At 50.7% G+C, this 23,265-nt stretch carries 21 protein-coding genes, 1 rRNA gene and 1 other RNA gene; 21 read left to right on the forward strand and 2 right to left on the reverse strand.

Translation table 11 applies throughout. The annotated features are described in order from the left end of the window. Positions 1 to 180 precede the first annotated feature (180 nt). The 5 genes from speE to argS all read left to right on the forward strand — a co-directional run bounded on the left by speE (position 181) and on the right by argS (position 5,733). Complete coding sequence (speE, locus tag KB559_RS20860) at positions 181 to 1,008, forward strand: polyamine aminopropyltransferase (protein WP_211024709.1); 828 nt, start codon at positions 181 to 183, stop codon at positions 1,006 to 1,008. A 15-nt stretch (positions 1,009 to 1,023) separates the two neighbouring features. Continuing rightward, positions 1,024 to 1,893 carry an agmatinase gene (speB, locus tag KB559_RS20865; protein ID WP_211024711.1) on the forward strand — a complete coding sequence of 290 codons (870 nt, stop codon included), beginning with the start codon at positions 1,024 to 1,026 and terminating at the stop codon, positions 1,891 to 1,893. Positions 1,894 to 2,047: 154 nt separating this feature from the next. Then, a complete protein-coding gene (locus KB559_RS20870) occupies positions 2,048 to 3,220 on the forward strand; it encodes a beta propeller repeat protein (protein ID WP_211024713.1) in 1,173 nt (390 codons plus the stop codon). 410 nt (positions 3,221 to 3,630) lie between these two features. After that, complete coding sequence (locus tag KB559_RS20875) at positions 3,631 to 4,050, forward strand: YwiB family protein (protein ID WP_211024716.1); 420 nt, start codon at positions 3,631 to 3,633, stop codon at positions 4,048 to 4,050. Between the two features lie 3 nt (positions 4,051 to 4,053). After that, positions 4,054 to 5,733, forward strand: a complete 1,680-nt coding sequence (argS, locus tag KB559_RS20880; RefSeq protein WP_211024718.1) for an arginine--tRNA ligase — start codon at positions 4,054 to 4,056, stop codon at positions 5,731 to 5,733. A 55-nt stretch (positions 5,734 to 5,788) separates the two neighbouring features. Here argS and KB559_RS20885 read toward each other — a convergent pair whose 3' ends face one another. Beyond that, positions 5,789 to 6,955, reverse strand: coding sequence for a S8 family peptidase (locus tag KB559_RS20885; RefSeq protein ID WP_211024720.1), 1,167 nt, complete (start codon positions 6,953 to 6,955; stop codon positions 5,789 to 5,791). A 434-nt stretch (positions 6,956 to 7,389) separates the two neighbouring features. Between KB559_RS20885 and rpoE the strand changes: the two genes are divergently transcribed. From rpoE to rpmE, 8 genes are all read left to right on the forward strand, one after another. Further along, positions 7,390 to 7,950 carry a DNA-directed RNA polymerase subunit delta gene (gene rpoE, locus KB559_RS20890; protein WP_211024722.1) on the forward strand — a complete coding sequence of 187 codons (561 nt, stop codon included), beginning with the start codon at positions 7,390 to 7,392 and terminating at the stop codon, positions 7,948 to 7,950. Between the two features lie 252 nt (positions 7,951 to 8,202). After that, complete coding sequence (locus KB559_RS20895) at positions 8,203 to 9,804, forward strand: CTP synthase (protein WP_211024724.1); 1,602 nt, start codon at positions 8,203 to 8,205, stop codon at positions 9,802 to 9,804. A 162-nt stretch (positions 9,805 to 9,966) separates the two neighbouring features. Next, positions 9,967 to 10,344 carry a response regulator gene (locus tag KB559_RS20900; RefSeq protein WP_280520402.1) on the forward strand — a complete coding sequence of 126 codons (378 nt, stop codon included), beginning with the start codon at positions 9,967 to 9,969 and terminating at the stop codon, positions 10,342 to 10,344. Positions 10,345 to 10,562: 218 nt separating this feature from the next. Then, positions 10,563 to 11,417, forward strand: a complete 855-nt coding sequence (fba, locus tag KB559_RS20905) for a class II fructose-1,6-bisphosphate aldolase (RefSeq protein ID WP_211024728.1) — start codon at positions 10,563 to 10,565, stop codon at positions 11,415 to 11,417. A gap of 176 nt (positions 11,418 to 11,593) precedes the next feature. Continuing rightward, positions 11,594 to 12,847: a UDP-N-acetylglucosamine 1-carboxyvinyltransferase gene (locus KB559_RS20910; RefSeq protein ID WP_211024730.1), complete on the forward strand. Its 1,254-nt coding sequence runs from the start codon at positions 11,594 to 11,596 to the stop codon at positions 12,845 to 12,847. Positions 12,848 to 12,989: 142 nt separating this feature from the next. Beyond that, positions 12,990 to 14,345 carry a transcription termination factor Rho gene (rho, locus tag KB559_RS20915; protein WP_211024732.1) on the forward strand — a complete coding sequence of 452 codons (1,356 nt, stop codon included), beginning with the start codon at positions 12,990 to 12,992 and terminating at the stop codon, positions 14,343 to 14,345. Positions 14,346 to 14,374: 29 nt separating this feature from the next. Then, positions 14,375 to 15,643 carry a radical SAM family protein gene (locus tag KB559_RS20920; RefSeq protein WP_211024735.1) on the forward strand — a complete coding sequence of 423 codons (1,269 nt, stop codon included), beginning with the start codon at positions 14,375 to 14,377 and terminating at the stop codon, positions 15,641 to 15,643. A gap of 128 nt (positions 15,644 to 15,771) precedes the next feature. Beyond that, positions 15,772 to 15,969: a 50S ribosomal protein L31 gene (gene rpmE / locus KB559_RS20925; protein WP_211024737.1), complete on the forward strand. Its 198-nt coding sequence runs from the start codon at positions 15,772 to 15,774 to the stop codon at positions 15,967 to 15,969. Between the two features lie 71 nt (positions 15,970 to 16,040). On the opposite strand, the gene KB559_RS20930 is transcribed toward rpmE, so the two are convergent. Continuing rightward, positions 16,041 to 17,300, reverse strand: coding sequence for a stalk domain-containing protein (locus KB559_RS20930; RefSeq protein WP_247681995.1), 1,260 nt, complete (start codon positions 17,298 to 17,300; stop codon positions 16,041 to 16,043). A 146-nt stretch (positions 17,301 to 17,446) separates the two neighbouring features. Here KB559_RS20930 and KB559_RS20935 point away from each other — a divergent pair, with 146 nt between their 5' ends. The 8 genes from KB559_RS20935 to KB559_RS20970 form a co-directional block, all read left to right on the forward strand. Further along, a complete protein-coding gene (locus tag KB559_RS20935; protein ID WP_211024741.1) occupies positions 17,447 to 18,613 on the forward strand; it encodes a hypothetical protein in 1,167 nt (388 codons plus the stop codon). Between the two features lie 76 nt (positions 18,614 to 18,689). After that, positions 18,690 to 18,957, forward strand: an RNA gene (gene ffs, locus KB559_RS20940) — signal recognition particle sRNA large type. A gap of 221 nt (positions 18,958 to 19,178) precedes the next feature. After that, the gene (dnaX, locus tag KB559_RS20945; protein WP_211024756.1) at positions 19,179 to 20,945 is read left to right on the forward strand and encodes a DNA polymerase III subunit gamma/tau; all 1,767 of its coding nucleotides are present in this window, start codon (positions 19,179 to 19,181) and stop codon (positions 20,943 to 20,945) included. 69 nt (positions 20,946 to 21,014) lie between these two features. Further along, positions 21,015 to 21,326: a YbaB/EbfC family nucleoid-associated protein gene (locus KB559_RS20950; protein ID WP_211024743.1), complete on the forward strand. Its 312-nt coding sequence runs from the start codon at positions 21,015 to 21,017 to the stop codon at positions 21,324 to 21,326. Positions 21,327 to 21,352: 26 nt separating this feature from the next. Next, entirely contained in the window at positions 21,353 to 21,952 is a 600-nt protein-coding gene (gene recR, locus KB559_RS20955) for a recombination mediator RecR (protein WP_211024745.1), read from the forward strand. A gap of 143 nt (positions 21,953 to 22,095) precedes the next feature. Next, complete coding sequence (locus KB559_RS20960) at positions 22,096 to 22,374, forward strand: DUF2508 family protein (RefSeq protein WP_247681996.1); 279 nt, start codon at positions 22,096 to 22,098, stop codon at positions 22,372 to 22,374. 27 nt (positions 22,375 to 22,401) lie between these two features. After that, positions 22,402 to 22,665 carry a pro-sigmaK processing inhibitor BofA family protein gene (locus tag KB559_RS20965; protein WP_211024747.1) on the forward strand — a complete coding sequence of 88 codons (264 nt, stop codon included), beginning with the start codon at positions 22,402 to 22,404 and terminating at the stop codon, positions 22,663 to 22,665. A gap of 258 nt (positions 22,666 to 22,923) precedes the next feature. Then, a 16S ribosomal RNA gene (locus KB559_RS20970) occupies positions 22,924 to 23,265 on the forward strand; the annotation flags it as partial.

Genomic DNA, 23,265 nt, shown 5'->3' on the forward strand with positions numbered 1-23,265 from the left:
GTATAGAAACGGTGAAGCTTCCGATAATAGGGAGCCAGCCGTTTTTTATTGCGTAAATTAGCGGGAACATTTGGCGGCAAATCACTCGCACAGCGAACACCAACTGTGTTATTATCAATTTTGTTTGGTATGGGTGAACGATGATTCAAACACTATTCTGGCGGAAAGAAGGGTTGTACGATGGAATTGTGGTATACGGAGAAGCAAACACCCGTCTTCGGCATCACAGCAAAGATTCGTGAGACATTAGTGACGGAGAAGACGGATTTTCAAGACCTGGCGATGATCGATACCGAAGAATTCGGGCGGATGCTCGTGCTCGACGGTATGGTGATGACGACGGTTAAGGACGAGTTTGTTTATCATGAGATGGTGGCCCATCCGGCGCTGTTTACCCATCCGAATCCTAAGCACGTGCTTGTCGTAGGCGGCGGCGATGGCGGGGTGATCCGCGAAGTGATCAAGCATCCCCAGGTGGAAAAGGCCGTTCTCGTTGAAATTGACGGAAAAGTAATCGAATATTCGAAAAAATACTTACCGGAAATCGCCGGCGAACTGGACAACCCCCGGGTTGAAGTTCAGGTGAACGACGGATATATGCATATTATCGAAAGCAAGAACAAATACGACGTGATCATGGTCGACTCGACCGAACCGGTGGGCCCGGCGGCTCCGCTGTTTGAACGCGGATTCTACCAGGGCATCCACGAAGCGTTGAAGGAAGACGGCATTTTCGTTGCGCAAACGGACAATCCTTGGTTCAAGGCCGACCTGATTCAAAAGGTCAACAAGGACGTCAAAGAAATCTTCCCGATCGTCCGCGTATATGGTGCCAACATCCCTACTTATCCTAGCGGTTTGTGGACGTTCACCATGGGCAGCAAAAAGTATGATCCGCTCGAGGTCGACGAGACGAAAATCCCGGATCTCGATACGAAATACTATACGCCACGTTTGCATAAAGCAGCCTTCGTGCTGCCGAAATTCGTGGAAGATCTTGTGAAATAGAGGGAGAGAAAAAGAATGAAACTGGATCAAGCTTATTCAGGCAACGTATTTATTTGTAGTTCCGAGGACTATGCGTCCTCCAAAGCGGTAATCTACGGGATGCCGATGGATTTCACGGTCAGCTACCGTCCGGGTTCCCGGTTCGGTCCGGCCCGTATTCGTCAAGCCTCGGTAGGACTGGAAGAATACAGCCCTTATCTGGACAAGAGCATTCTGGATGCCACTTATTTTGATGCAGGCGATCTCCTGCTGCCGTTCGGCAACGCCGGGCGCAGCCTGGAAGTGATCGGCGAGTATGTCCGCGGTTTGCTGGCCGACGATAAATTCCCGATCGGTCTCGGCGGCGAGCATCTTGTTACTTGGCCGGTTATTCAGGCGATGTATGAGAAGTATCCGGATCTGGCTCTGATCCATATCGACGCGCATGCCGACTTGCGCGAACATTACGAGGGCGAGCCGCTGTCCCACTCGACGCCGGTACGTAAAGCGGCCGAATTGATGGGCGGCAAGAACATCTACCAATTCGGCATCCGTTCGGGCTCCAAAGAAGAGTTCCTATACGGACGCGAAAATATCAACTTCTATCCGTTCGATGTGGCTGCTCCTCTGAAGAGCGCGCTGCCGAAGCTCGGACACCGTCCGGTCTACGTGACGATCGACATCGACGTGCTCGACCCGTCCTGCGCTCCCGGCACAGGAACGGCGGAAGCCGGCGGCATTACCTCGAAGGAATTGCTTGAGGCCGTGCATCTGATCGCGGGCTCCGACGTGAATGTTGTCGGCTGCGACCTCGTGGAGGTCGCTCCGATCTATGATCCGACCGAGCAAACGCAAATCGTGGCGGCGAAGCTGATCCGCGAAATGCTGCTTGGATTTGTGAAGTAATCGAAGCTTCGGAACGATTTCGAAATATAAACTTGGGCACCACCTCCCGTAAGCCTAATTAGCGGGGGGCGGTGCTTTTTCATTTTCTCCGGAACACGGGCTGTCCCATTTTTCGCCGAAACGGGTAATAGTAAGGTAACGGAGGTGTCGAAGTATGAACAAACAACAAGTCCGGTTTTGGCTTCTTCCGGTGCTATGCGTTGGCTTGATCCTGGGCATAGGGACTACCCCAGGTTTATCGCCGACAAAAGCCGTTGCAGCCGAGGAAGGGAAGTGCGGGCAGGGTGATCACGGATTACTGCAAAACCTGAAGCGGCAAAGAGCGGGTGCCGATCAGGATCCACTGAAATTCAGCGACATTGATTTTTTGAGTACATCGACAGGACGTGCAGCCGGGAACGGTTTTTTGATCGGGACGTCGGACAGCGGCTGCCATTGGCAGGAGATTTATATGGGGCAGTGGCAGTTTGAGCAGATCGATTTTTCGGACAATGTGAAGGGCTGGGCTTTGGCCCGGGCGGGAAAATCACAGAATTTCAACTTGATCCGTACCAAAGACGGGGGCTCGAAGTGGGCTAACGTTTATACTGCAGGGCAATCCTTGCAACGAATTGATGTTCATAATGCCGAGACTGTAGTCGGGTATACAAGGAACGCGGTCTATGTGACCAAAAATGGCGGAAACGCTTGGGCCCGGATTCCGACACCCGCTAATACACGGGCTGCGCTGTTTCCTGCAGATGGAGGCCTTAAGCGGGGATGGGCCATGACGGTGAAGCCCGGCGGAGGAATCCAACTGATGAAGACCGTGGATGGCGGACGCCATTGGCGTGAGTCGCTAGTCGTCTCGGGAGGCATCGGCGGTGAAATTTATAGCAGCGGAGAACAGGTATGGGCGCTTGTGCGCGGGGAATCCGGCATGTCGCAGGTTTCCTATTCCCTTTATGCCAGCGCGGATAACTGGAAGAACTGGGCCCGCGTCATCGCGCAAAGCACCGCCGGCGGCGGACCGGCACCCGGCTCGGGGAAGGCCGTAGCGGAGCGGGGACCGGCCAATCCCGGCGGACATCCCGGAAATCTGGTCATCTCGGACGGGGCCGCTTACCTGGCTGGCGGTTCTCCGGCCGGGGGGAAGGTCGGCTTGGGACGCTCATTGAATGGAGGTAAAACCTGGAGCAACGTCCCGGCAACGATTGCCGGATTTGACGCTAAAATTGACTTCCCGGCCAAGAAGAGCGGCTGGCTCGTCGTCACCAATCCGGATGATGCGGCGATCTATTTTACCAAAGACGGCGGGGTTAGCTGGAATATCAAGTTTGATTTATAGAGGTTGTTCAAAAAGTCACCTTTTGATCACGAAGCATTTCAGGATCCTTAACCGACATCGAATCTTGAATTCAGGCGGGCCAAGAGGATGCTTTCGAAGTATGTTTCCTTCGGAAACATTTGAGGTGCTCACGTAGGTTATGCCTACGCTCCGCTCCTCAGTCCCGCCTTCATCCAACCTTCTCGGTGCTAAAAAGTCGACTTTTTGAACACGTATTTATACGGCAAGTAACGTGAAACATTCATATATAGGATGTATTAAGCAAAGCGCATGGAGAGAGCCCGGTTTCTGACCGGGTTTCTTTTTTCTCCTCACTGGAGCGAAACCTTACCCGTATTGAATTGAAACATTGAACTGGATATAGTAGTACAATAGGAAACAATGTAATATATAGATTGGGGATTTGGGACATGCCGGATCAGAGCAGAGCCAAAATAGTGATCACTAGCCGCCAGAACGGAGAAGAAACTCTTCAGGAAGTGACGGGAGAGGTTTTTGTCCGGGGGGATACGGCCTACATTAAATATGAAGAACCCGAGCAAGGACCGACCGGGGGAACGACGCGAACGATGGTCAAAATCTCCGGTGGCGAGCTGAAAATCATGCGTCACGGCGAAGTGGAGTCGGAGCAGACGTTTCAGGTCGGGCGCAAGCTGCCCGGATTTTACCGTTCTCCGTTTACGAAGTTCAACCTGTCCACGCACACGCGAACGCTGGAGACGCGGCTTAACGGAGCCTTTGGCCATATTGCTTGGGAATACGATTTATTTGTGCATGAAGAATTGTCGGGACATTTCGCCATTAGTTTACATATACGGGAGGAAGTTTAAATCATGAGTCAAAATCCATTGGAACAAATCAACCAGGCCCTGAAGGATGCCGTCATTGAAGCGATTGTCGGCGCCGGGCTGGCGCAGCGCGAAGAAATACCGGCTATCGTGCTGGAAGTGCCTAAAGACAAGGCACACGGCGACTTCGCTACGAACGCGGCGATGCAGTTGTCCCGAATCGCGAAGAAAAACCCGCGGCAGATTGCGGAGGAAATCCTCAGTCATCTGGATAACGCCAAAGCCGGCATCGAGAAAGCCGAAATCGCGGGACCGGGCTTTATCAACTTTACGCTCGGCAAAAGCTATCTCTACCCGGTAGTGGAGCAGGTGTACGCGCAGGGAGAGAATTACGGCCGCATTGGTGTTGGTAACGGGCAGAAGGTTGAAGTCGAATTCGTCAGCGCCAACCCGACGGGCAGCCTGCACTTGGGACATGCCCGCGGCGCCGCTGTCGGTGATGTGCTTTGCAACGTGCTTGATTTTGCCGGTTATGAAGTTACCCGGGAGTACTATATTAATGATGCGGGCAATCAGGTGGCCAATCTGAGCAAATCGATCGAGGCCCGTTACTTGCAAGAGCTGGGCCAGGATGCGGAGATGCCGGAGGACGGCTACCACGGCGAGGATATTAAAGGCTTTGCCAAGGAGCTCGTTGCAGAGAAAGGCGACACGTTGCTGTCGCAGTCTCCGGAAGAGCGCGAGGCATTCCTGCGGAAATACGGATTGGAGAAGGAATTGGCGAAGATCCAGCGCGATCTCGGCCGTTTCCGCGTCGGTTTTGACATCTGGTTCAGCGAAACTTCGCTGTATGAGGACGGCCAAGTCGAGGCCTCGCTGAAGGAGTTGGGCGATAAGGGCCAGACTTATGAGCAGGAAGGTGCGACCTGGCTGCGGACGACCGAATACGGAGACGACAAGGACCGCGTTCTCGTTAAGAACGATGGAACCTATACGTATTTGACGCCGGATATTGCCTACCACCGGAATAAATACGAACGCGGCTATGACCGGATGATCAACATCTGGGGCGCCGACCATCATGGTTATATTCCCCGCGTGAAGGCGGCCATGCAGGCTCTCGGTAAGGATCCGGAGAAATTGACGGTATTGATCGCCCAGATGGTCAGCCTGTTCCAGGACGGCGAGAAGGTGAAAATGTCGAAACGGACCGGTAAAGCGGTAACGATGGTTGATTTGATGGACGAAGTCGGCGTCGACGCCATTCGTTATTTCTTTACGATGCGCAGCATGGACTCGCATCTTGATTTCGATATGGATCTGGCGATTTCGACATCCAATGAAAATCCGGTGTATTACGTGCAATATGCTCACGCCCGGATTTGCAGCATTTTCCGTCAGGCGGAAGAACAAGGCGTGGCGATTCCTTCGCCGGAGAGTGTGAACCTGCAAAAATTGACGGCGGAACACGAATACGATTTGCTGCGGAAAATGGGCGAACTGCCTGAAGAGATCGGCGTTGCAGCCGAGAATTATGCTCCGCATCGTCTCGTGCGCTATGTGTATGAGATTTCCGCCATGCTCCACAGCTATTACAGAGCGGAACGCGTCATTACGGAAGACGCGGAGCAAACCGCAGCGCGTCTCGTACTGCTGGGTGCCGTTCGCACAGTCATCGCGAACGTGCTGAAGCTGATCGGCGTGTCTGCGCCGGAACGGATGTAGTCATTAACATCACGCGTATGCAGGACCGCGAATTTATTAAAAAACCGTCAGGGAATTAGGACTTCCCTGACGGTTTTTTGCTGGCTACTACCGGTTTGCCGCGCAATAGGCGGGCGGCGTTGACCTCTCCTGCGCCGAGTTTCATCTTGGACGTCGGAGCGTATACGGGGCGGGCCGTACGGCGCAGCCACTTTTTGATCTCCCCCGGAGACAAGCCCGGGCGGTAGGCCAAGAGCAGGGCAATCGAGCCGCTGACGTGTGAAGTCGCCATGGAGGTGCCGTTCATTTCCCGGTAGCCTCCGCCTAGCCAGCAAGATTTGATCTTCTCCCCCGGCGCGTAAATATCGATGCGGGGGCCGTGATTGCTGAAGGACGCAATTCGTCCGTCCCTGCCGGTAGCTCCGACCGAAATGGTATGGGCATATCTGGCCGGGTAATCGGCGCTCTTGCTTTTTTTGTCATTGCCCGAGGAGGCGACGACAACAATTCCGGCATTGTAGGCCCGGCGAACGGTGTTCTGCAAGGACTGGCTTTTGCTCTTCATGCCAAAGCTCATATTAATAATGTTCATGCGGTTCTGGACGCACCAGTCAATGCCCAGGATAATATCCGATACATAGGCGGAGCCGTTGTGATCAAACGCCTTTACGGGATAGATCAGGGAACGGGGAGCTACGCCCATCATGCTTTTGGAACCGCCCGAGGCGGCGATGGTCCCGGCGATGTGCGTGCCATGGCCGTTATCATCGAAGGGTAGACTCATCTTGTTCAAGAGATTGACGCCTCTGGCGAGCGAACTCCGGAGATCGGGGTGATTGAAATCGACGCCCGTATCAATGACTCCGATCCGGACCTGATTGCCGGTTGAGACGGACCAGGCGTCCGGAGCTCCGATTTTCCGGACCCCCCAAGGGGTTCCTGTGGAAGGCTCCTTGCTCGGCATCACGGCGGAGTGGACAGCTACCCTGACGTCCTCCTCGATGAGCAGGCCAAATCGTCCCCAGGCTCCCGCGTCTCGAAAGGACAGGGGGCAGAACAGCGCCTGAAGCAAGGAAGAGGTGCGAACCCGCCGTAAAGCCGGGTTTTGGCGTCGCCGCCCTCGCAGTTGTGCTACAAATTCGGCAAATAGCGCCGGATGCGTAAAGCGGATGATATGGCGGCCGCTTTTTCCGGAGGTGTCGATGTGATCATTTAAATACCGCAGGAAGCTGGAGTAGTCCATTAAGGGTATCCCTCCTGACGAAGCGTGTTGAAGTATAGTATGACAACACCCTGCGACAGGAATGGGAAAGGGGCCCTGCTCCTATAAAATGGGCAGCATTTGCGTACGGAGGATTTTATTAAGTTGGGCCCTCACAGACCGTGTCAAAGCTGGAATCTGGACATAGGATAAGAGGAAGGCCTTTCAGGCTTTCAATATCCTTCGAAAGGGAGCCGGGAGCTCCCGTTTGAAGTGGATACAGTCGGGAGGCGGCGGACGAGAGTCCCCGTCTCTTTTTATTTTTTCGGGGGGATCGGGGCAATGGCGACACGCTTTAGGCACAACTTAAAACTTGCTTTTTAATGGCAAATAAGGTTTACTATTTTGTGATATGGATATGTTAGTTAGGAAATCAGTCTTTATGTGAACATTGCGTGAGAGGAAGTGTCCGTTACGTGAGTACCCCGCTCAATTTGAAAATTGACCCGGAAAAAGTGAATGAGATTCCGATGGTCGACTTGGCCTTTATGATCCTGAAAGCGGCGAATACGCCGTATTATTACCGCGACCTGATGACTGAGGTGGCAAAAGTCCGCGGCATGTCCGAGGAAGAGATTAACAACGCGATTGCGCAGCTGTATACGGAAATCAATATCGATGGTCGTTTTGCTTGCGTAGGCACCAATCTATGGGGCCTTAAACGCTGGTATCCGATTGAACGCGCCGAAGATCCGGTGGGCAACTCCAAACGTCCTCGTATTATTAATGATGACGATGACGATTTGGATGACGATGATTTCGTGGAAGAAGAAGATACGTTTACGGCGGATGACGATGATGATTACGATGCCGTTGACGAAGATTCTGAAGACGACCTGTTCTCCGAGGATGAGGAAGAGGACGTTGAAGATGTAGAGGACGACTCTATCCTGGATGATGAAGAACTGGATGAGGAAGACGAGGATTCGGAAGAAGCCGAAGAAGAAGATTTTGGCGATGACGAAGACAACGACTAAATAAACCGGCCCGGGATGGATATTCACCGTTTTGCCTTTAGCCCTTTACTTGACAGAGGGTTGGGTAACGGGTAAACTATTGCATGGGCTTATGATTCAAACCTATAAATACGTTATTCATTCAAAAAGTGCCCCGACCTGTTCGGGTGTCACTTTTTTGTTTTTTTATGCCCATTTCGCTATGTTTTTCCTCGGAATGGGTTACGCTATATTGATCATGGAACCCGTACTAATTTAGGAGGTTTTTGAACTGTGGCAAAATATATTTTCGTGACAGGCGGGGTCGTATCCTCATTGGGAAAAGGGATCACGGCAGCATCGCTCGGCAGACTGCTTAAGAACAGAGGTCTAAAGGTAACGATCCAGAAATTCGACCCATACCTCAACGTGGATCCGGGGACAATGAGCCCTTACCAGCACGGGGAAGTTTTCGTAACCGACGATGGTGCGGAGACGGACCTGGATTTGGGCCACTATGAGCGGTTTATCGACATTAACCTGTCCAAGAACAGCAATGTAACGACCGGTAAAATTTATTCCTCCGTCATCGGCAAAGAACGCCGCGGGGAATATTTGGGTGGAACAGTTCAAGTCATCCCTCACATTACCAATGAAATTAAAGAGCGGGTATTTCGTGCCGGACGTGAAGCGGGTTCCGATGTAGTCATTACGGAAATCGGGGGTACCGTCGGCGATATCGAGAGTCTTCCTTTTCTTGAAGCGATTCGTCAGATCAAGAGCGATATCGGCCGCGAGAATGTGATGTACATTCACGTTACCTTGATTCCTTATATTAAGGCAGCCGGTGAAGTGAAAACTAAACCAACCCAACACAGCGTTAAAGAGCTTCGCAGCATCGGTATTCAGCCGAACGTGATCGTATGCCGGACCGAGCATGAGCTCTCGGACGATATGAAAGCGAAAATCGCGCTCTTCTGCGACATCGATCCTAATGCGGTCGTGGAATGCCGCGATGCCGATACGTTGTACGAAGTGCCTTTGAATCTGCGTGACGAAGGTCTCGATGAGATCGTCGTAAACCATTTGAAGCTGACCACACCGGCGCCGAATATGAGCGAGTGGGAAGGTCTTGTCGAACGGATCAGCAAGCTGGACAAAACCGTGGAAATCGCTATCGTCGGTAAATACGTCGCTTTGCACGATGCTTATTTGAGTGTTGTTGAATCTCTTTCCCATGCCGGGTTTGATGCGAATGCGGATGTGAAAATCCGTTGGGTCAACGCGGAGGAAGTTACGGACGAAAACGTACACGAAAAACTGCAAGGTATCGGCGGGATTCTCGTTCCGGGCGGTTTCGGAGACCGCGGTATCGAGGGCAAAATTTCGACGATCCGTTATGCGCGCGAGCAGAACATTCCGTTCTTCGGTATTTGCCTTGGTATGCAGGTAGCGGTAATTGAATATGCACGTTCCATGGCAAGTCTGGAAGGCGCCAACAGCTCGGAGATCAATCCTTCCACCGAATATCCGGTCATTGATTTGCTTCCTGAGCAAAAAGATATCGAGGATTTGGGCGGCACGATGCGTCTTGGATTGTATCCATGCAAACTTCAGCCAGGCTCCCTCGCTATGCAGTGCTATGATGATGAATTGGTATATGAAAGACACCGTCACCGGTATGAATTCAATAATGCTTATCGTGAAACGATTGAAGCGGCAGGCCTGCGTATTTCCGGTACTTCGCCGGACGGACGCCTCGTAGAAATCGTCGAACTTCCGGGCCACCCTTGGTTCCTGGCCGTTCAGTTCCATCCGGAATTCACTTCCCGTCCGAACCGTCCGCAACCACTGTTCCGGGAATTCGTAAAAGCATCGATCGCTCATTTGTCCTAAACCTAGCCTTGTGATTTCTTCCATAGCCGCCGATATTTTTTATTGTATAAATTCGAACATGTTTTTTGAGTCTCTTTTTTCCAATTTAGAAGGGATTTCCAAAATGAAGGCGAATTATTACAATACATGAATTTCAAGGGTGGACTCGTAGGAGGGTTTTCTGTGGAAGAGAAGAAGGTGTTGATTGTCGATGATCAAAATGGGATACGTATTTTATTGATGGAAGTGTTCAGTAGCGAGGGGTATAAAACTTACCAGGCTGCCAACGGCAAACTGGCCTTGGAAATTGTCCGCAGCGATTCGCCTGATCTGGTGCTGCTCGATATGAAGATTCCGGGCATGGACGGGCTTGAAATCCTCAAGCATATTAAGGAGGTCAACCCGGACATCAAGGTCATTATGATGACGGCCTATGGCGAGTTGGATATGATCAAGGAAGCGACCGAACTCGGAGCATTGATGCACTTCACCAAACCTTTTGACATCGATGAAATGCGCGTAGCGGTGAACATGCAACTGAAAAGCAGTCCCGTTCTTTAGCGCCTTTAAAGGACCCCGTTTCGGGGTTCTTTTTTTTGGACAACCTCTATTATTTCGAGTTCAAAAGTCAGGGATTTCTCTTCATGATCTGCTTCGTCATGGAAAGATGATCTTTTGGACAACCTCTATTAGTAATTTTGTCAAGGTGTGGTATAATAAAAACTGTGTGAATGTCGGCTAAGAAAGATAATCCAACATCCTTAGGAGGATTGAAACCCATGCCATTAGTATCTATGACAGACATGTTGAACAAAGCGCTTGAGGGGAAATACGCAGTAGGTCAATTTAACATCAACAACCTCGAGTGGACGCAAGCGATCCTTGCTGCAGCAGAAGAAGAAAAATCGCCAGTAATCCTCGGCGTATCCGAAGGCGCTGCACGCCATATGAGCGGTTTCTACACCGTTGTTAAAATGGTGGAAGGCTTGTTGCATGATATGAAAATTACCGTTCCTGTAGCTATTCACCTTGACCATGGCTCCAGCTTCGACAAATGTAAAGAAGCGATTGACGCTGGCTTTACTTCCGTTATGATCGACGGTTCCCATCATCCGATTGATGAGAACATCGAAATGACGAAGAAAGTTGTTGAATATGCTCACGCTAAAGGCGTTTCTGTTGAAGCCGAAGTTGGTACGGTTGGCGGACAAGAAGACGACGTAATCGGCGGTATCCAGTATGCCGACCTGCAAGAGTGCGTTCGCATCGTGAAAGAAACTGGTATTGATACTCTGGCCCCTGCACTTGGCTCCGTTCATGGACCTTACCATGGCGAACCAAACCTTGGGTTCAAAGAAATGGAAGAAATCTGCAATGCCGTTAATATTCCGCTCGTGCTTCATGGCGGTACAGGTATTCCGTTGCACGATATTCAAAAATCCATTTCGCTGGGTACTTCCAAAATTAACGTGAATACCGAGAACCAAATCGAATTCACCAAAGCAGTTCGCGAAGTATTGGCTGCAAAACCGGATGCTTATGATCCGCGTAAATATATCGTTCCGGGCCGTGACGCTATCAAAGCAACAGTTATCGGCAAAATCCGTGAATTTGGTTCCAATAACAAAGCGTAATTGTATTGCTGGATAATCCAGTTGAATAGGGTGATTATGGAGAGCACACCGCTTAGACGGTGTCTTTCCATTTTCATACCTAAAAGTTTGTATAAGTCTAATAACGAAGTCTATAGTCATGGAAGAGTCATTTGCCGTTTTACGGCTGCATTATACGTAGGGGGACCCTTGAGCTTATGGAGAAATTAATGATCAGCGGCGGACGGCCGCTGCGCGGCACAGTATCGATCAGCGGTGCAAAGAACAGTGCGATAGCGCTTATTCCTGCCGCAATTTTGGCTGAATCCGAAGTAGTGCTGGATAATTTGCCGCATCTGAGTGATGTCGCGGTTTATTCTGAGATTTTGGAAGAGTTGGGTGCCCGCGTATCATGGGAAGACAGTCAAATGAGAATTGATCCTTCCGATGTAAAATCGATTCCTATGCCGAACGGCCCCGTCAAGAAGCTGCGGGCTTCTTATTATATGATGGGTGCGCTGCTTGGCCGTTTTAAAGAAGCAACGATTGGATTGCCGGGAGGATGCAATTTCGAACCTCGTCCGATCGATCAGCATATTAAAGGTTTTGAAGCTTTAGGAGCTACCGTAACGAATGAACACGGGGCTATTCATTTGCATGCCAAGGAACTGCGCGGAGCCAAGATTTATCTGGATGTAAGCAGCGTAGGCGCAACTATTAACATTATGCTGGCGGCCACTAGAGCCAAAGGCCTTACAATTATCGAAAATGCGGCCAAAGAGCCTGAGATTATAGATGTAGCAACATTATTGAATTCCATGGGCGCAAGCATAAAAGGCGCCGGAACCGAAACGATTCGGATTGAAGGCGTCAACGAGTTGAAGGGCTGTCGGCATTCGATTATCCCGGACCGCATTCAAGCCGGGACTTACATGATTGCCGCCGCGGCAACGCGTGGAGACGTTATTATTGACGGCGTTATTCCAAAGCATTTGGAAGCCTTGACTGCGAAGCTGCTGGAAATGGGCGTTGGCGTGGAAGAACTCGACGAATCGATCCGTGTGATAGGCGCGGCGAAATATGAACATGTAGATGTGAAAGCTCTAGTGTATCCCGGGTTTCCAACGGACATGCAATCACCAATGACCAGTTTGTTGACCCAGGCCGAGGGCGTGAGCGTTCTCAGCGACTTTGTATACAGCAACCGGTTTAAGCATGTACCCGAGCTGGTAAGAATGGGCGCCAAAATCCGTGTCGAGGGGCGTTCGGCCATTATCGAAGGCGGACGGCTTAATGCCGCTAAGGTAAAGGCAGCGGACCTGCGTGCGGGCGCGGCGCTGATGATTGCCGGCCTGACGGTGGATGACGGCGTTACTGAAGTATCCGGCGTAGAATTGATCGACCGCGGATACGATAACCTGGTCACCAATCTTCGTGCACTCGGAGCAGACGTATGGCGTCAGGTGGAATAACTCTTTCTTTTTCGGCATAAGTTGCCTGAGAAAGGGTAATACTATCTTAATGAATTCTAGCAACTACTTCCTCATAGATTCATCCCCGAAATTGATAGGGTATTTTAATTTGAAACGATAAAATTGAATAGGTGGTTTTTACATGGATCTGCAAATTGCCGATTTGGAGGAAATGAAGCTAACCGAGCTGTACAAGCTCGCGAAGCAGCATCAGATTCCTTATTACGGCCAGTTAAAGAAAAAAGAATTAATTTTTGCCATTTTAAGGGCTCAAGCCGAACAAAGCGGATTAATGTTCATGGAGGGCGTTCTGGAGATATTGCCGGAAGGTTACGGCTTCCTGAGACCGATTAACTATTTGCCAAGTACGGAGGATATTTACATCTCCGCCTCGCAAATCCGCAAGTTTGATCTAAGAACCGGTGACTTGGTCTCCGGCAAATGCCGGACCCCTAAGGAAAATGAACGATATTTCGGCTTGCTGCAGGTCAATGCGGTGAATGGTGAGAACCCTACGATTGCTGCCGAACGCTTGCATTTCCCGGCATTGACTCCTCTATATCCGCAGGAAAAGCTCGTGCTTGAAACATCCCCAACTCATTTATCCACCCGCATTATGGATGTACTCGCCCCCGTCGGCCTAGGACAGCGCGGTTTGATCGTAGCGCCGCCAAAGGCAGGGAAAACGCTGCTGCTTAAAGAGATTGCCAATAGCATTTCCACCAATCGTCCCGATATCGAGTTATTCGTATTGTTAATAGACGAACGCCCAGAGGAAGTTACCGATATGCAGCGCTCCGTCAAAGGGGAAGTGATCGCTTCTACGTTTGACGAGCTGCCGGAGAACCATATCAAGGTAGCGGAACTCGTGCTGCAACGTGCGCTGCGTCTAGTTGAGCATAAGAAGGATGTCGTCATTCTGATGGACAGCATTACCCGGCTTGCACGTGCCTATAACCTGGTTGTTCCGCCATCCGGTCGTACGCTCAGCGGGGGGATTGACCCGGCTGCATTCCATCGGCCTAAGCGTTTTTTTGGCTCCGCCCGGAATGTGGAGGAAGGCGGCAGTTTGACAATTTTGGCAACGGCGCTCGTGGATACGGGCTCGCGGATGGACGATATTATATATGAAGAATTCAAAGGGACCGGCAACATGGAGCTTCATTTGGACCGGAAATTGGCGGAACGCCGTATTTTCCCGGCGATCGATATTCGCCGTTCGGGGACGCGTCGCGAAGAGGTCTTGTTGACGAAGGAAGAACTGGATACGATTTGGTCGATTCGCAAAAATATGAACGATTCCTACGATTTCGTGGAAGGATTCCTGAAAAAGCTGCGGGGCAGCAAGACGAACGCTGAATTCCTGGCTTCTTTTGATGCCGCAGGGAACGCCGCATCGGGTAACGGAAGCACCAGCACGGGCACCGGAACCGGCACACGCCGCCCGGCGCGGACCGTATCATCGACCTCCGGATCTGGACACGGTTCCAACGCTTAAGGGCCTGGACACATGAAAAGGAGCACACCATGTATTTAGTATATGCAGATGAACAAGGACAAGTATACGATCATCCTTCACTCTATGGGCTTGCCCGTAGTGCGGACATGATCGTTGAAATAATGGAAGACGAGCTTATACCTCTTCCTGAGGGAGCTACGCTCGTCGGTTTGCCATCCACCCGTCCGATCGGAATGGATCCCGATACAGGGGAAATGAAGCCGCTGCCCGGCAACGTACAGGCGGTAGGCGCATTATTACCTCAGGGATTTACGCGTCTTTGCCTGCCCGGATACGTTAAGACGGACAAGGATTATAAACTCCCGCTATTCGGATATTCGGCGGTCGTCTGGAAGGACGGACAGTTCTACGTAACCGCTCGTCTGTCGGATGATCCCGAGAAGTGGAATCCGCTCAATTGCGATCCGCTCGAACTGAAGAACCAGGTAAAGACCTTGAAGGCACGGTATCCGGACAACCGGCTGTATGATCATTTATCCAATTGCGCGCTCGGTTATGAGTGTCTGACCGCCTCGAATACGTTCTTGAATCGTTGGGAAGGTGCCGTTCCGGTTTCTTATTCCTGTAATGCGGGGTGCTTTGGTTGCATCTCGGAACAGCCGGATGACAGCGGTTTTGTATCGCCGCAGACGCGGATGAATTTCCGCCCGCGCGTAGAAGAGTTGGTAGAGATCATGCTTGAGCATCTGAAGACGCCGGAATCCATCATCAGCTTCGGGCAGGGCTGCGAAGGCGAGCCTTCCACTCAGGCCAAGCTGATCATTGAATCGATCCGCGAGGTACGCCGGCAGACGGATATGGGATATATTAATATCAATACGAATGCCGGACTTAGCGACCATATCCGCGGTATCGTCGATGCGGGTCTTGATCTGATGCGGGTCAGCACGATCAGCGCGCTGGACGATCATTACAATGCTTATTACAAGCCGCGCGGTTATACATTGGCCAACGTGGAAAAATCCTTGAAGTATGCCTCCGAACAAGGCGTTTACACCTCGATCAACTATCTGATCTTCCCCGGGGTAACCGACCGGGAGGAAGAGATTGAGGCGATGGTGGAGTTTGCCCGACGGACCAAACTTCGGCTGATCCAGCTCCGTAATCTCAATATCGACCCTGAGAGCTATCTAGATCTGATTCCCAAAGCCAAGGGAGATATTCTGGGCATGAAGCAGGCGATTGAGATTTTCCAGGAAGAACTGCCGGATGTGATCATCGGCTCTTATACCCATGTCCCGCCTGCGGAATTGGCGCGGGTCAAGGTGCGTGGATAGTAAGCCTTCTACACGCCAACACCCTGAAATAGACAATTGCGCAGCAACAATACCCGTGCTATAATAAATTTATGTGTCATTATAACTCTGCGCACGCATGAGGCTCAGGGCGGAAAGAGGTGAAAGTCATGAAAGAAGCCATTCAACCCAAATATCACGTGACTACAGTTACTTGCGCTTGCGGAAATACCTTTGAAACAGGTTCCGTTAAACAAGACCTGCGCGTTGAAATTTGCTCCAACTGCCATCCTTTCTTCACAGGGAAACAGAAATTCCTGGATGCTGGTGGACGTGTGGATAAATTCAAGAAAAAATACGGCATCTAATAAAACCGTAGGCAGCCTAACCGCTGCAATAAATGCGAAATCCCCCGCTCTCAGAGCGGGGGATTTTTTTGTTACTGTTTAAATTCTATGCTTTGCTCCAAGCTCTTCCATTCGTCGTCCTTAATAATGCCTAGACGCCAGAGAGCGATGCCTTTCAAGTCGTAGCGTTTTGCGAGGCCTGTCAATATGCTGACCGAGTTCGCATTTTCGTTATCCATGTTCAAGCCCAGAATTAGTTTGTCTTTGTCTGTTTCTTTAAGGGCAAGACGAATGGCTTCGTCTACCTTGGAGACGGGTTCCGGTTGTTTTCCGCTTTCTGAGCTATAGCCTGTTCCGGTCCGGTAATCGTAGGCCATGATGACGATTTCGTCAGCAAGTTTACCCAAGGTCTTGTAATCATAGCCTTTATAGGACGAATTTAACGGGTGCAGCGCAAGGCCGAGTTTCAAGCCGGCGGCTTTAGCCTGACTAGCCAGTTCTTTGACGAAAACATTGAAGGCGGCTTGAGTATATGTTTTGTCCGTGGTTAGGCCGAGCCCTTCCAAATCGAGCATAATGCCCTCAAACTTGGTTTCTGTGGCAGCCGCCAAAATATCGGCAATCGCCTTCTTACGGAATTCCGAATTCTCAACGATTTTGGTGAGTTCGCCTTTAACATCGCTGGAATAGACCATTAAGTAAGGTGTGGTTCCAGTTGTAGACGCATCGGAGACGAGGCTTTCCGGTGTTACCTCCCCTGCATTTTCAGGCCAGCGAAAAGGCCGAGTAGTGGTGGAGAATACTCCGTTCTCGTCGATCCGGCTCCAGCCAAACGCAACGGCATCAAGATTCTGGACCCGGCTTACTTCCGAATATGACCCGAGTGCATAAAAGCCCAGCACATACATTCTCTCCTGAGGTGAAGTAATGGACACAGTCCGGGTAGTCTGGTCCCATCCCACTGTGGCGCCGAATTGTTGGCTGAAGAAGCTTAAAGGAATTAACGTGTTTCCGCCTACGGAACGGGGAGCAACGGCAAGCGGTACAGGTGTGCCATTCACTGTTGCCTGCTTGCTGCCCAAGGTTAATTGGACGTGGACGGCATCGGAGCCCTCTCCTTTGACCGCTTTGATCGTTTTAGCCGCCTGATTCCAGGTCACTTGAATTCCCAGAGCTTCCGAGATAGAGCGAAATGGAACCAGCGTGGTCCCGCTCACCACCATAGAATCTCCATTAGAAGATAGGGGGTATCCGTCGAGCAGAATTTGGACCGGGGAAGCGGCCTGAGTCGGAGACGGCTGTAAAAAGGCAATTCCTCCAGTTGCGATGGAGGCGGCCAGGATAGTTTTCATAAGGCGTAGTCGTTTCATAAGATCTCCCTTCATCTAGCAAATTCCAATATATTCTATTAATATATCAAAAAATGATAGAGACTGCATGTTTGGGACCAATGAACCGATATACGCTATAACAGATTAGAGCGAATGGAGGAGAAGTTGTGATTCTTAAGAAATGGACAATTGGGCTGATAGCGGCTGCGTTATTATTGGTTATGCCTGTTCAGGCGGCCCAAGCTCAAACTAAACTTTACAAGGAGAAAGTGTTGGAGGTGGATGACCGCGTCTCCAATCATAAGCGGGGCGGGCTTGCTTTTAATGGAAGCTTTTATCTGTATTTCGACCCTTACGGCGAGCTTTATAAATCCGTAGACGGTTTGAAATGGGACTTTCAGGAAGCGTACACGATTATAAAAGGGGTCCAGTATGACGGAACCGGCGGTAATGTGCGGAAACTGATTTTTGACGGAGCCCGTTTTATTGTTCTGTACGATACATATTTTGCAGTTTCCCAGGACGGCCTTCATTGGGACCGGAGTGAAATTCCTTTTCCCAACAACAATAAGAAGGAGTACACTTTTGAGGATGTCATCTACAGCGGAGGAAACTATTATTTCCTGGCACAGGACCGGGATAAGAACGTGGACGGGTTTTATTTTCCGGGACCGAATCATATTCTGATTTCCGGAGATTTGCAATCCTTTAAACCAGCCCAATTCAAAAAGATCGAGAACAGCATTGCGGGTGAACGCCCGCTGGATTCACTGGTCACCAACGGGAAAGTCTTCCTGGCTACCGGAAACACGTCGGCTGTCTCGAAAGACGGTAAAGTGTGGACCGGAGATAAGGCTAACTTTTTGGGTGGTTATAACGGGGTTTGGGACGGCAAACAGTTCTTGTTCGCATATATGAATATGATCTTCTCCACCCAGGACGGGAGTAAAACGACGAATGTCTTTACCTTTAAAGAAGCTCAATGGAGTCCAAAAACAAAGCAGTATTCTGGAGGCCTTCCTCTGCGTTTAGAAGTGATCGGCTACAACGGGAAGGAGTATCTCGCCGGCGGAAGCCATTTTGACTGGATGAGCACGGGCCGGGCCAACGAAGACACCGTGCTTATTTACTCCAAGGACGGGAAGACGTGGGAGAAGATTTATTTTCCGGGGGGCGGTACTGATTTTGATGCCATTTATCCGACTTCCTTCGGCTTTCTGCTAACAGGAAACAATGTGTGGGCGGTGAGTACAAAGCCGTTCGAGAAAACGCCGGTAGTAAAAGAATCTGATAGCCAGGCGGCGAAGTACCAAGAGAACGCTGCAAGTAAATAATGCAGAACCGTTTGGCTCCTCAGGCAACTTCTTCCGTGGGTTGCATTTTGGCCGGGCTTGGGCTATACTAATTTCACCGTGCTAGATGGGGAGGTAGCGGTGCCCTGTAACTCGCAATCCGCTGTAGCGAGGTTGAAGTCCTGTTAGAGGTCTTGCCGATGTGAGGTCCGGTCTTTACGGCAGACGTTGACGGACGGGTCCTCCGCAATGAGTAATTGTGAACCTGGTCAGGTCCGGAAGGAAGCAGCCATAAGCAGTCCCACTCTTGTGCCGGAGGGGAGCCTGTCCCGAGTTGCGCCGTAGAGGTGCCGCTTGGATCGCAATGATCAATAACAGGTGCACGGTATTACAATGAATAAGAACGCATCTTTGCTGTCAGGCAAAGGTGCTTTTTTATTTGTCGGCAAGTTGATGATGATTGGAATTCCCTTACAGTTTGGGAATGGAATCTCCGTAAGCCATTTCTGGCGAGTTGTTTTTGAGATATGAGTTTTTCTGGCCCGGGGAGTATAGTATAATAAGGAAGCGGTGCAAACCGCTTATGGATAGAAAGAAGGTGCCGCAGATGGAGCATATCGCACTGTACCGTGCTTGGCGGCCGCAGTCGTTTCAAGACATGGTAGGGCAACAGCATATCATCCGCACGCTGCAGAACGCGATCCGCGAAAACAGGCTATCGCATGCTTATCTTTTTAGCGGGCCGCGGGGAACCGGGAAGACTACGGCGGCGAAGCTGTTGGCCAAAGCGGTCAACTGTGAGAAAGGGCCGGCTCCCGAGCCGTGCAACGAATGCGATGCATGCCGCCGGATTACCGCGGGTGCCGTCATGGACGTGCTTGAAATTGACGCCGCTTCCAACCGGGGGGTCGACGAAATCCGCGATCTCCGCGAGAAAGTGAAGTATGCCCCAACGGAAGTGCGGCAGAAAGTGTATATTATCGACGAAGTTCATATGCTGACTACGGAAGCGTTCAATGCGCTGCTCAAAACGTTGGAGGAACCGCCGCCGCATGTTATGTTTATTCTGGCGACGACCGAGCCTCATCGTCTCCCGGCCACGGTCATTTCCCGGTGTCAGCGTTTCGATTTCCGTCGCGTATCTTTGGACGAGCAAACTCAACGACTCCGGGTCATTTGTGAGCAGGAGGGAATCGCTGCCGAAGAAGAGGCTATCGACTACATTGCGAGACTGTCCGATGGAGGTATGCGCGATGCGCTCAGCATACTGGATCAAATCTCTTCCTTCTCGGACGGACGGGTATCCTATCAGCAAGTGTTGGATATGACGGGGGGGATTCCTTCCAAACAATTTGCGGCGCTAGCCACGACTATTCTTGAAGACGATATCGGCGGCATGCTGCAGATGATTGAAGGATTCATGCAGGAAGGTAAGAGCGCGGACAAGTGCATGGAGAACCTGCTCTATTATTTCCGGGACCTGCTGATGATCAAAATGGTGCCTGAGGCGGACAAGCTGACCGAACGGGTGCTAGATGCGCAGGACTTCAAGGATACGGCGAGACTATTTTCCCGGTCCCAATTGTTTCGGATTATCGACACGCTGAATCATTACCAAACCGAAATGAAGTATGCGGCTCAACCCCAAACCTTGTTCGAAGTAGCTCTGCTCAAGTTGTGCAGCCTGCCGAAGGAGGACGGTTCGGTACGCGAATCTGTCACACAGAGTCAGGAAAACCCGGCCCATGCTGCAGGAGCCTCCGCTTCTGAAGTACAGCAGCTTAGAGGACAACTCGCCGAGTTGGAACGTAAGCTGGAACAGGCGCTCCAGGGTGGATTGGGCTCTGCGGGAGCGGACCGGTCGGGTAATTCCGGCGGACGTCCCGCGACTCGAAGTCAGGCACCTAGGATCTCTTCCGCAGCCAAGCTTCCTTCGGGATTGGACCGGTACGTTGCACAGCGGAACAGCCAGGAGTTTATGGCGGTTCAGGGGAAGTGGAACCAGATTTTGCAGGCGGTGAAGGACGCGAAAGTGACCATTCATGCCTGGTTTGTGAACGGGGAACCCGTTTCCGTATCGGAGGATGCGGTGTTGGTTGCTTTTAAGAACGACATTCACCGCGAAACGACTGAAAAACCGGCCAATAAACAGCTGATCGAGCAGGTTATGGAGCGTCAATTGGGGCATCCATGTCGTCTGGTAACGATGATGCTGAAGGATTGGAATGAAGCGATACAAGGGGCCGCCAAATCAACGAGTGAGCCTTTTGAGCTTGAACCGCCTCCCGAGGATACGGGGGGAGGAAGCAAAGAGCCGTGGGTTGATGAAGCCCTTCAGCTGTTTGGCGAAGACCTTGTAGTCATCAAGGAGTAAAACGGCTTTTTGATTTGGTGCTGAACGATTATAATGAATGCAAACACTATTTAAGGAGATGTGGGCCTAGTGAACAATATGAACCAAATGATGAAACAAGTGAAAAAGATGCAGGAACAAATGCTCAAAGCACAGGAAGAGCTGGGCGACAAGAAAATCGAAGGCAGCGCGGGCGGCGGTGTTGTAACGGTTGAAGTTAATGGACATAAAAAAGTGCTGTCTCTGACGATTAAACCGGAAGTCGTTGATCCGGATGATATTGAAATGCTTCAAGATCTGGTGCTTACTGCCGTAAACGACGCGCTTAATAAAGCGGAAGAACTCGCTAATCAAGATATGGGCAAATTTACGGGCGGAATGAAAATTCCAGGCCTGTTCTAATTTTAGACTGAAGGAGAACACTCCCATTGTATTATCCCGAACCGATCGCAAAGCTGATCGACGCGTTTACTCGCTTGCCCGGTATCGGTCCGAAGACGGCCGCAAGGCTGGCGTTTCATGTGCTGCGCATGAAAGAGGATGATGTCATCGATTTTGCCAAGGCTTTGGTCAGCGTGAAACGCAATCTTCATTACTGCTCCGTCTGTTGCAATATTACGGATACGGACCCGTGCCGGATTTGTCAGGACAAAACGCGCGATCCTTCCGTCATCTGTGTAGTGCAGGAGTCCAAGGATTTGGTTGCGATGGAGCGGACGAAAGAGTTCGATGGCTATTATCATGTGCTTCAGGGAGCGATCTCTCCCATGGAAGGTCTTGGTCCGGACGATATCCGGCTGAAGGAACTGTTGAACCGTTTGAGTGATGAACGAGTGAAAGAACTTATTTTGGCCACGAACCCGAATATTGAGGGGGAGGCTACGGCCATGTATATTTCAAGGTTAGTGAAACCGTTCGAGCTTCGAGTGACCCGGATTGCGCACGGCTTGCCTGTCGGCGGCGATCTGGAGTATGCAGATGAAGTGACGCTTTCTAAAGCGTTGGAAGGACGGCGTGAACTGCATTAAATTATGAAGTGATATTGGAAGAACCCTGAATCGCAGGAATGCGGCTCGGGGTTCTTTTTCTCTTTTAATCGCCAACCGAGAGTTCTAAGTTTGTCCTTTCCCCGATACACATTAATAAATCGGATGGAGGGGGCGAGCGACAATTGAAGATATGGGGAGCCCGGCTCGAAAATCGGACGAAGTCATCCCGGCAGTCTGATCAAGAGCAGGAATACAAAGAGTATCTTTATAAAGAGATTTGCAGAGCTCGTGCGGAGTGGGAAAGGGCCAGCTGGGCTTTTCAAGAGGCGCTTGGAGATGATGAGGTGGATGTGGCGATTTATTTGCTGGAAGCGGCGGAGCGCAGATATCAGATTCAATTGAAGATGGCTAAGCAGGCGAAAGTAGAATGGGATGTCTTTAAGTACGGACCTTATTTTTAATTGTGAAAAGAAAGGTGTGCGTAAGGCGTGAAAATCGTGCTGACAGGAATATTGGTCGTTTCTTTGCTCTTATTACTGTATATTGCTGTCTCAAGGCGGCTTGGCTTCGCATGGCTTACCCGATTAGGTCTGCATATTGTCCTTGCTGCATTGGGGATCTATGTAGTGAATTTCTCCGGTTTAATGACGGAAGTGTATATTCCGCTTAACCCGGCGACCATAGCTACGGTACTTGTTTTAGGGCTGCCAGGTGTAGGGCTGTTGCTTGGGTTAAAATTAACCATGATATGACAGTTGACTCCTGTTTGTTTTATATGGTACATTATAAATCGCTTCTTCGATGGACAAGTGCTTACGGATACAACGAAATAAATTAAAATAAAAAAAGCCTTGACTTTGAAAGCAAGCACATGATATATTATAAAGGTCGCTGCTGAGACAAAATGGCGACGAAATAAACGAAGTTGATCTTTGAAAACTGAACAACGAGTGAGTATTAAATAGAGAATTAATTTTCTCGTCAGTTTCAAAATGAGCAAGTCAAACACTTTATTGGAGAGTTTGATCCTGGCTCAGGACGAACGCTGGCGGCGTGCCTAATACATGCAAGTCGAGCGGACTTGATGGAGTGCTTGCACTCCTGATGGTTAGCGGCGGACGGGTGAGTAACACGTAGGCAACCTGCCCGTAAGACTGGGATAACTACCGGAAACGGTAGCTAATACCGGATAATTTATTTCATCGCATGGTGGAATAATGAAAGACGGAGCAATCTGTCACTTACGGATGGGCCTGCGGCGCATTAGCTAGTTGGTGGGGTAACGGCTCACCAAGGCGACGATGCGTAGCCGACCTGAGAGGGTGAACGGCCACACTGGGACTGAGACACGG

This window comes from Paenibacillus sp. Marseille-P2973, assembly GCF_018101095.1.
Classification (GTDB): Bacteria; Bacillota; Bacilli; order Paenibacillales; family Paenibacillaceae; genus Fontibacillus; species Fontibacillus vini.